This is a genomic window from Kocuria sp. NBRC 114282, assembly GCF_030268385.1.
Lineage (GTDB): Bacteria > Actinomycetota > Actinomycetes > Actinomycetales > Micrococcaceae > Kocuria > Kocuria palustris.
In genome coordinates, this window is the sequence record NZ_BSQO01000013.1 from 1 (window position 1) to 9007 (window position 9007).

Below are 9007 nucleotides of genomic sequence, written 5' to 3' on the forward strand. Positions count from 1 at the left end.
TCGCGCCGTGACTGAACTGCCATCCTCGTGGCTCTCTCCCGAAGCTCGTCGGGGTACTTCCTCGGTGCTGCCATGCTCCTCATCCTCCCGTGGATTCAGAGCCTCCACCAGACCCGGGGCGATTCACTCCGCCTTGCTGAGCTTGTCTGTAGTGCTGGGGTGTCTTGCAACCCCGGGCCAGCCTGGGAGGGAGCGGAGGGAGCGGAGGGCAGGGCGATGCCTTGGACGCCCCGGACACACGTGGGGTGTGGTGGGGACGTTCAAGGCATCGTCAGTTCAGTTGATGTGGGGACCAGCCCGGTCGGTCGGTCGGTCGCATCGGTTGGCCGCTGAAGAGCGGCTGACAACGGCTCAGGGCGTTACTCCTGTGCAGTGGCGGCATGTGCGCGCAGCTCTGGTCGCTCGCTCGGGGCAGGGTTGCTGTCTCCCGAGGGCGGCTGTAGGGCTTGGCACTCCTTCGCTGTCCGGGGATTGCTCGACCCGGTGACGGTGCCGGGCCAGCACCTGCATGCTCACAGCGCAGCAGCGACCTCCACGCCCTGCTTGATCGCGCGCTTGGCGTCGAGCTCGGCGGCCACATCCGCCCCACCGATGATGTGCAGGCTGATGCCGGAGTGCTCCAGGGGCTCCACGAGCTCGCGCTGGGAGACCTGGCCGGCGCACAGGATCACCGAGTCCACGGGCAGCACCAGCGGTTCGCGCGGGGCGTCGGCGGCATCGGTGCCGGACGAGTCCTCGGCGGGCACCGTGAGATGCAGGCCGTCGTCGTCGATGCGCACGTACTGCGCGCCGGTGATCTGGTGGACGCCGCGTGCCCGCAGGGCCGCGCGGTGGACCCAGCCGGTCGTGACGCCCAGGTCCTTGCCGATCGAGGACGTGCGGCGCTGGATGAGGTGCACCTGGCGCGGCGACGGCTCCGGCTCGGGCTTGCGCAGCCCGCCGATCTGGGCGTCGGGGCCGCTGAGCGGAGCCACGCCCCATTCCTTCTGCCAGTCCTCCACGCGCGTGGGCTGAGGGCCGGTGTGGGTCAGGAACTCGCACACGTCCACGCCGATGCCGCCGGCGCCGATCACGGCCACGCGCTCGCCGGCCTGGCGGCGTCCGCTGACCAGGTCCGGATAGGTGATGACCGACGGATGCTCGAGCCCCTCGATCTCGGGGACCCGCGGCTCCACACCCGTGGCCAGGATGACGTGGTCCCAGCCGCCGTCGATCAGCTCCTGGGCGCTCACCCGGTGCCCCGTGCGCACCGCCACCCCCAGGTCCTCGAGGCGCTGCGTGAAGTAGCGCAGGGTCTCGGCGAACTCCTCCTTGCCGGGGATGCGCTGGGCCAGGGCGAACTGCCCGCCCAGGTGGTCCTGGGCCTCGAAGAGCTCCACCCGATGACCGCGCTCGGCGGCGGCCACCGCGGTGGCCAGTCCGGCCGGGCCGGCGCCGACCACCGCCACCCGCTGCGCGGTGCGCGTGGGCTCCAGCACCAGGGTCGTCTCCCGGCCCGCCCGCGGGTTCACCAGGCAGGAGGCCCGCTTCTGGGAGAACGTGTGGTCCAGGCAGGCCTGGTTGCAGGCGATGCACGTGTTGATCTGGTCCTCGCGGCCCTCGAGAGCCTTGCGGACCCAGGCGGGATCGGCCAGGAAGGGCCGCGCCATGGACACCAGATCGGCCTGGCCCTCGGCCAGGATCGCTTCCGCGTCCTGCGGCATGGAGATGCGGTTCGACGCCGCGACCGGCACCGAGACCTCGGCCTTCAGCGCGGCGGTCGCCTCCGTGAAGACAGCGCGCGGGACGCTCGTGACGATCGTGGGCACGCGGGCCTCGTGCCAGCCGATGCCGGTGTTGAAGACGTCGACGCCGGCGTCCTCCAGCTCGTGGGCCAGCGCGACGACGTCCTCCCAGGCCTGGCCGCCGTCGACCAGGTCCATCAGGGAGATCCGGTAGATGATCGGCAGCTCGGGTGCCGCGGCGCGCACCGCGCGCACGACCTCCACCGGGAAGCGACGACGGCGCTGGGCGTCGCCGCCCCACTCGTCGTCGCGCTGATTCGTGCGCTGGGCCAGGAACTGGTTGAGCAGGTAGCCCTCCGAGCCCATGATCTCGACGGCGTCGTAGCCGGCCTCCTGGGCGAGCACGGCGCAGCGGGCGAAGTCCTGGATCGCGGCCCGGACCTGCTCGTCGGTCAGCTCTCGGGCGGGGAACGGGCTGATGGGGGACTGCGTGGCCGAGGCGGAGACCGCCTTCGGGTGATAGGCATAGCGCCCCGCGTGCAGGATCTGCAGGGCCAGCAGGCCGCCGGCCTCGTGGACGGCGTCGGTGAGGATCCGGTGATGGGCCGCCTGGGCGGGATCCGAGAGCTGGCCGCCCCCGGGGGTGAGGCGGCCTTCGCCGTTGGGGCTGAAGCCGCCGGTGATCATCAGGCCGGCTCCGCCGCGGGCGCGCTCGGCGAAGTACGCGGCGAGCTCGGGGAACTGCTCGGGATCGTCCTCCATACCTGTGTGCATGGAGCCCATGAGGATGCGGTGGGGAAGCTCCAGCCTCCCGATGCTCAGGGGGGCGGAGAGGCGGGGGTGCTCGGTCATGCTGCTCCTGGGTGCGACGACTCTCAGCAGGTCGATGCAGTGGGGTATGTGATCTGCGCCATCATAGTGACGAAGCGTCAGCAGTAGCGAACATCACATTCGATTGTTGAACAATCGCCCTCAATGGTCCATCCTGTTCCAACCACAGCAAGGAGGCCGACTTCCATGAGCGCCATCACTTCCGGGCAGCCCCGGATCGATCTCAACGCCGACTGCGGGGAGTCGCTGACCTCCTGGTCCATGCCGGACGGAGCCGAGATCCTCGAGGTCGTCTCCAGCGCGAACGTGGCCTGCGGCTTCCACGCAGGCGATCCGTCGGTCGCCCGCGAGACCTGCCGCATCGCCTCGCAGCGCGGGGCGGCCATCGGCGCCCACGTCAGCTACGACGACCTCAAAGGCTTCGGGCGCCGCTTCATCGATGTGGTGCCCTCGGAGCTCACGGATCAGGTGATCTACCAGATCGGCGCCCTGCAGGCCTGCGCCCGCTCGGTGGGCGCGCAGGTCCGCTACGTGAAGCCCCACGGCGCGCTCTACAACACGATCGGCCACCACGAGGCCCATGCCGGAGCCGTCGTGCGGGCGCTCGCGGAGCTCGGCGACGAGCTGCCGATCCTGGTCCTGCCCGACTCCGAGATCGAGCGCCAGGCCGCGGCCGCCGGCATCCCCACGGTTCGCGAGGCCTTCGCCGACCGCGCCTACACGCCGGAGGGCCGTCTGGTCTCCCGCCGCGAGGAGGGCTCGGTGCTGCACGATCCGGCCGAGATCTCCGCCCGCGTGGTCCAGATGGCCACCCAGCGCACGGTCACCGCGATCGACGGCTCCACCATCTCCGTGGATGCCGAATCGATCTGCGTCCACGGCGACACCCCCGGAGCTCTCGAGATCGCCCGGCAGGTCTCGGCGGCGCTGTCCGAGGCCGGCGTCGAGCAGCGGTCGTTCCTCTCGTGAGTCCCGCCGACGCTCCGTCCCGCGCCCTGCGCCCGGTCGCCGATCACTCGCTGCTCATCGAGTGCGCCGACCTGGCCGACGCCGTGGCCGTGCATGCCGTGCTGTCCGAGCAGGGCTTCCGCGGGGTGGGCGGCGCCTCGACCGTGCTGATCCGCACGAGCGACCGTCCTGCGCTGGAGGCCGCGCTCGCACGCATCCCCCGGGGCTCACTGGCGGATCAGCCGGGCCGGGAGATCGCGCTGGACGTCGTCTACGACGGCGAGGACCTTCACGAGCTGGCCGAATCCCTGGGCGTCTCTGCCGACGGGCTGATCGAGTGGCACACTGCCGAGCCCTGGATCGCGGCGTTCGCCGGCTTCGCTCCGGGCTTCCTCTACTGCGCTCGATCGCTGGAGTCCGTGGATGGCCTCGAGCTGCCCGATGCCTTGCGCGACACGCCCGAGATCCCGCGCCGCAGCTCGCCTCGCACCGCCGTGCCCGCCGGCTCGGTGGCGCTGGCCGGGCAGTTCTCGGCGGTCTACCCACGCAGCTCCCCGGGCGGCTGGCAGCTGCTGGGGCGCACGACGACGCCCATGGTCGATCTGACCCAGGATCCGCCGGCGCTGCTGGCCCCGGGTGACCGCCTGACGTACCGGGCGGTGCGCGAGGCCGTGGAGATCCAGCCGGCCGCAGACCCGGAGCCGATCGAGGTCGATCCCGCGGATCACCTGGTGGTCGAGACCGCCGGGCTGCAGGCGCTGATCCAGGACCGCGGCCGGCCGGGTCGCGCCGACGTGGGGATCTCCTCCTCCGGGGCTCTGGACCGTGCCGCCGCTGATCGAGCAGCCCGCCTGGTCGGCAATATGCCGGATACGGCATGTCTGGAAAGCGTGCTCGGCGGTCTGAGCCTGCGCGCTGCGGGCGATCAGGTCCTGGCCGTCACCGGCGCTGCCGTGGAGCTCGAGGTCGTGCCGGCGCCGACGTCGGAATCGTCTGACAGGTCTGCGATCGAGCAGTCCGAGCCGGCCGAGCAGACGGTGAGCGCTCCGACGCCCGAGCGGGGCTGGCGCCCGCGCCCCGGTCTGCCCTTCGCCCTCAAGGACGGCCAGACGCTGCGTGTGGGAGCTCCCTCGGACGGGCTGCGCGTGTATGTGGCTGTGCGCGGCGGCATCGAGACCCCTGCGGTCATCGACAGCCGTGCGACCGACACTCTCGCAGGGCTCGGCCCCGCGGCGCTGTCCGACGGCGATCGCCTGGCCGTGGGCCGCGATCCCGGCACCGCCGTGGACTGGCCGCTCGAGGTCGCCGGCGCTGCGGTTGCCCCGCCGACTCCGCCGAGCGGGCCGCTGGAGGTCCGCGTGGTCCTGGGCCCGCGCGACGACTGGTTCACGCCCGAGGCCCTGGAGTCCTTCCAGGAGCAGGAGTGGACCGTCGCGGCGGCCTCCGATCGCGTGGGCGCCCGACTCGAGGGCCGCGAGCTGGCTCGCAGCATCGAGCGCGAGCTGCCCAGCGAGGGCACCGTGCCCGGCAGCATCCAGGTCCCGGCCTCCGGGTTGCCCGTCGTGTTCCTGAGAGACCACCCCGTGACCGGCGGCTACCCGGTCATCGCCTGCGTGCTCGAGGCCGATCTGGACCTCATGGCCCAGGCCGCTCCCGGCAGGACGGTGCGCTTCATCGCCGTTGAGCCCGCCACCACCGCTTCCACCGACACCGTCGCAGCGCCTGCTGCCGAGAACCACTGAGGAGACCATCGTGCAGAAGGTCCTGATCGCCAACCGCGGCGAGATCGCCGTGCGCATCATCCACGCCTGCGCCGAGGCCGGCCTGAGCTCGGTGGCCGTCTACGCCGACCCCGACGCCGACGCCCCGCACGTCCACCTGGCCGACGAGGCCTACGCGCTCGAGGGCACCAGCCCGACCGAGACCTACCTGGATCAGGAGGCGATCCTGGCGATCGCTCAGCGCGCCGGTGCAGACGCCGTCCACCCCGGCTACGGGTTCCTGTCCGAGAACGCCTCGTTCGCCCGCGGAGTCATCGACGCCGGCCTGACCTGGATCGGACCGAAGCCCGAGACCATCGAGAAGCTCGGCGACAAGGTCCAGGCTCGCGACATCGCCCGCACCGTGGGGGCCCCGCTGGTCCCGGGCACCGACGGCCCGGTGGCCTCGGGTGCTGAGGCCACCGCCTTCGCCGAGGAGCACGGGCTGCCCGTGATCATCAAAGCCGCTCACGGCGGCGGCGGGCGCGGCATGCGCGTGGTCCGCGAGCTCTCCGAGGTCGAGGACGCCTTCGCTTCGGCCGCCCGCGAGGCCCAGAGCGCGTTCGGGCGCCCCGAGTGCTTCGTGGAGCGCTTCCTGGACGAGCCGCGCCACGTCGAGGCCCAGGTGGTCTGCGACTCCCACGGCGGCGTGGCCGTGCTCGGCACCCGCGACTGCTCGCTGCAGCGCCGCCACCAGAAGCTCGTGGAGGAGGCCCCGGCGCCGTTCCTGAGCGACGAGCAGCGCGAGCGGATCCACACCGCCGCCGCCGAGATCTGCCGCGAGGCCGGGTATGTGGGCGTGGGCACCGCCGAGTTCCTGGTGGGACGCGACGGGCTGATCTCTTTCCTGGAGGTCAACACCCGCCTGCAGGTCGAGCACCCGATCACCGAGGAGGTCTACGGCGCGGATCTGGTCCAGCTGCAGCTGCTCGTGGCCGACGGCGGGCACCTGCCCGAGGGCCTGGGCGCGCAGCCGCAGGGCCACGCCTTCGAGTTCCGCATCAACGCGGAGGACCCGGGTCGCGGCTTCCTGCCCGGCGGCGGGCGTATCGAGGCGATCGACGCCCCCACCGGCCCCGGCATCCGCCTGGACTCCGGCGTGCGCGCCGGCCAGGAGGTCGCCACGACCTTCGACTCGATGCTGCTCAAGCTGATCGTGCACGGCGCGGATCGGCAGTCCGCGCTGCGACGGGCCCGTCGTGCCTTGGCCGAGATCCGCATCCACGGCGTGGCCACCACGGTCCCGTTCCACCGGGCCGCGATCGAGGCGCCCGAGTTCACGGCCGAGGAGGCCCAGGACTTCACCGTCCACACGGCCTGGATCGAGACCGAGTTCGCCGAGCGCCTCAGCGCCGACGACGGCTACGAGGCCGACTACCTGCGCGCCGCCGAGCTGGGCCGCTCACGGTTCAGCGTGGACATCGACGGCCGCCGCGTGATGCTGGGCGTGCCCAAGGCGCTGGCCGCGGCGCTCGAGTCCGGCGGGCAGGCGTCGTCGGAGTCCGCTGAGGGCCACGACGACGGCGCGGTCAAGGCCGGTGTGGGCGGCACGGTCCTGAAGTGGCTCGTCGAGGAGGGCGCGCAGGTGGAGGTCGGCGACGACCTCCTGGTGCTTGAGGTCATGAAGACCGAGTCGAAGGTGGCTGCGCCGTGCGCGGGCACCCTGTCCGAGAGGGGCGTGGCCGAGGGCGATGCCGTGACGGCCGGACAGATGCTCGGCCGCATCACGTCATGACACGGGAGGTCATCCTGACGCCGACTGGCACGATGAGCTCATGACCATCGAGATGGAGGTGCCGCTGCCTGACATGACCGTGCTCGCGCCGGTGCGCGATGCGGTGGACGCGGAGCACGAGGGTCGGGGCGCGGTCGCGCGCGGAGCCGAGGTGCTGCGCCGCGGCGTCGTCACGGGCCTCCTGCGACCGGGCGCCCGGCTGCCCGAGGAACGCCTGGCGGCCGTGCTGGGCATCTCCCGCAACTCCCTGCGCGCGGCTTTCGACGAGGTCGAGCAGGAGCACCTGGTCGAGCGCGAGCGCCACCGCGGCATCCGTGTGTGCCTGCCGGATGAGACCACGGTCCATCAGCTCTTCCGCGCCCGGCTGGCCCTGGAGGGGGCGGCGCTGCGCTGGCCGGAGGCGGGGACGCGTGGTCGTGCGGTCGAGCAGATGACCGCCGCTGTGGAGACCGGTCGCTGGGCCCGCGACGCGGGGCAGGTCGCGGCCATGGCCGAGGGCAACGACGCCTTCCATCGGGCCGTCGTCTCGCTGTCCGACTCGCACCGGCAGCTCGGGCTCATGAAGCAGGTGCAGTCCGAGCTGCGCCTGCTCTTCCACACGCTCGATGACACTCCGGCGTTCCACCAGCCGTGGGTCGAGCGCAACGCGGCGCTCGTGGAGCTCGTGGCGCAGGAGCGCGATGCCGAGGCCGCCGACCGGATCGGTGAGTACCTCCGCGACTCCCGGCGCACGATCCTGGAGCTGTGGGGCCGCTCCTCCTGCAGCCGGCCATCACCGGCGAGCGGAAGGCCGTCTGGGTCCTGCTCGTGATCGCCCTGCCGCTGCTGGGCTCGTTGGGCGGGCTCTTCCTGGGGCGCCCCGCCGCCCGCCGACAGCTCGCCACCGTCGGACAGGGTTGAGGCACCCCTCGTCGGCGAGCCCCTCGGGCTGTACAAATTCTTGTACAAGGACGTCGAATGAAGACGATGACCTATTCCGAATCGCGCCAGCGCAACAGCAATGAAGGCATCGGCAAGCCCGAAGCGCTCAAGCACGACTTCGGCGGCTTCTGGTCGCCGCGGATCACCGATGAGCACCGACTGGTCTGCAAGGTCGTCGAGGATCGTGTGCTGATAGCCCAGTGCCGCTACCACTACGGCCGCTGAGATGGGCCTGCGCGTGGTGAGCTGCGCTACAGTCTGAGACTGTATCCCCTAGTGGGAGCTCATATTCTCCACCGAAGGGGCATGCCATGAAGACCGTTGCGCGCCGACCGATCACTCTTCTTGCGTCCGTGGTGCTGCTGGCATCGACCGCGGCGGGGGCATCCGCGGCCACGGCGGCATCCACTGCGTCGCCGACGGGCGGGGACATCACCAAGAAGCAGTACGACGTCCTGCTGCGGAACTTCACGCCCCAGGAGATCGTCGAGCTCGACGCGATCTCGAGTCAGGCGGAGATCCAGGAGATCGTGCGGCTCACCGGAGGGTCATCATCCCTCCGCCTGGCTCAGACTTCCGCTATACCTCAGGCCTCCGCTGCTCCTCTGGCAGCGGCGACCGACGAGACCAACGGCTGCAGCTATTCACCGGATCAGTGGGGGCGCGCTGATTTCAAGCCCACCTGCGACGATCACGATCGGTGCTATTCGTCCACGAGCTTCGTGAATCGCATGGACTGCGATGCGGTGTTCCTCTCCGGGCTCAAGGCCAGCTGCACCCGGGCCTACCCCACCGAGACGATCCGCCGCAACGCGTGCCTCGGGGTGGCCGATGTCTACCACTACGCGGTGCGAAATGCGGGCGGAGCCTTCTACGAGGGGCAGGGGCTGAACAACTAGGGCATGTCTCCTTTATCGGCGTAGCCATGTCAGGATCGCGCTGATCACGACCGCCGCCCGATAGGTGAATCGCCCCGGGTTTGTTAGAGGCTCGCAAGTGCCGCGTCGGCGGGTGCCGGTGCGGGGTGGTTGTGATGGTAGGTGTCCTCGAGCTCGACGGGCGGGATCATGCCGATCTCGCCGTGAAGT

7 protein-coding genes are annotated in these 9007 nt (G+C 71.1%); 6 read left to right on the top strand and 1 reads right to left on the bottom strand.

Features of this window, described 5'->3' with window-relative positions; translation table 11 throughout:
• Nucleotides 1-512: 512 nt before the first annotated feature.
• On the bottom strand, nucleotides 513-2576 hold the full coding sequence (locus QSJ40_RS12330) for an NADPH-dependent 2,4-dienoyl-CoA reductase (RefSeq protein ID WP_285731273.1): 2064 nt from the start codon (nucleotides 2574-2576) through the stop codon (nucleotides 513-515).
• 165 nt (nucleotides 2577-2741) lie between these two features.
• On the opposite strand from QSJ40_RS12330, the gene QSJ40_RS12335 reads away from it, so the two are divergent.
• The 6 genes from QSJ40_RS12335 (at nucleotide 2742) to QSJ40_RS12360 (ending at nucleotide 8818) form a co-directional block, all read left to right on the top strand.
• Nucleotides 2742-3524: a LamB/YcsF family protein gene (locus QSJ40_RS12335; protein WP_271403813.1), complete on the top strand. Its 783-nt coding sequence runs from the start codon at nucleotides 2742-2744 to the stop codon at nucleotides 3522-3524.
• Nucleotides 3521-5245 carry a 5-oxoprolinase subunit B/C family protein gene (locus tag QSJ40_RS12340; RefSeq protein WP_285731277.1) on the top strand — a complete coding sequence of 575 codons (1725 nt, stop codon included), beginning with the start codon at nucleotides 3521-3523 and terminating at the stop codon, nucleotides 5243-5245. The genes QSJ40_RS12335 and QSJ40_RS12340 overlap by 4 nt, the downstream gene beginning before the upstream one ends.
• Before the next feature lie 10 nt (nucleotides 5246-5255).
• The gene (locus tag QSJ40_RS12345; protein ID WP_285731279.1) at nucleotides 5256-6998 is read left to right on the top strand and encodes an acetyl/propionyl/methylcrotonyl-CoA carboxylase subunit alpha; all 1743 of its coding nucleotides are present in this window, start codon (nucleotides 5256-5258) and stop codon (nucleotides 6996-6998) included.
• A gap of 40 nt (nucleotides 6999-7038) precedes the next feature.
• On the top strand, nucleotides 7039-7809 hold the full coding sequence (locus QSJ40_RS12350) for a GntR family transcriptional regulator (protein WP_285731281.1): 771 nt from the start codon (nucleotides 7039-7041) through the stop codon (nucleotides 7807-7809).
• Nucleotides 7810-7964: 155 nt separating this feature from the next.
• Nucleotides 7965-8144, top strand: coding sequence for a Txe/YoeB family addiction module toxin (locus QSJ40_RS12355; protein ID WP_285731283.1), 180 nt, complete (start codon nucleotides 7965-7967; stop codon nucleotides 8142-8144).
• Between the two features lie 86 nt (nucleotides 8145-8230).
• On the top strand, nucleotides 8231-8818 hold the full coding sequence (locus QSJ40_RS12360; protein WP_285731285.1) for a phospholipase A2: 588 nt from the start codon (nucleotides 8231-8233) through the stop codon (nucleotides 8816-8818).
• The last annotated feature ends 189 nt before the right edge of the window (nucleotides 8819-9007 follow it).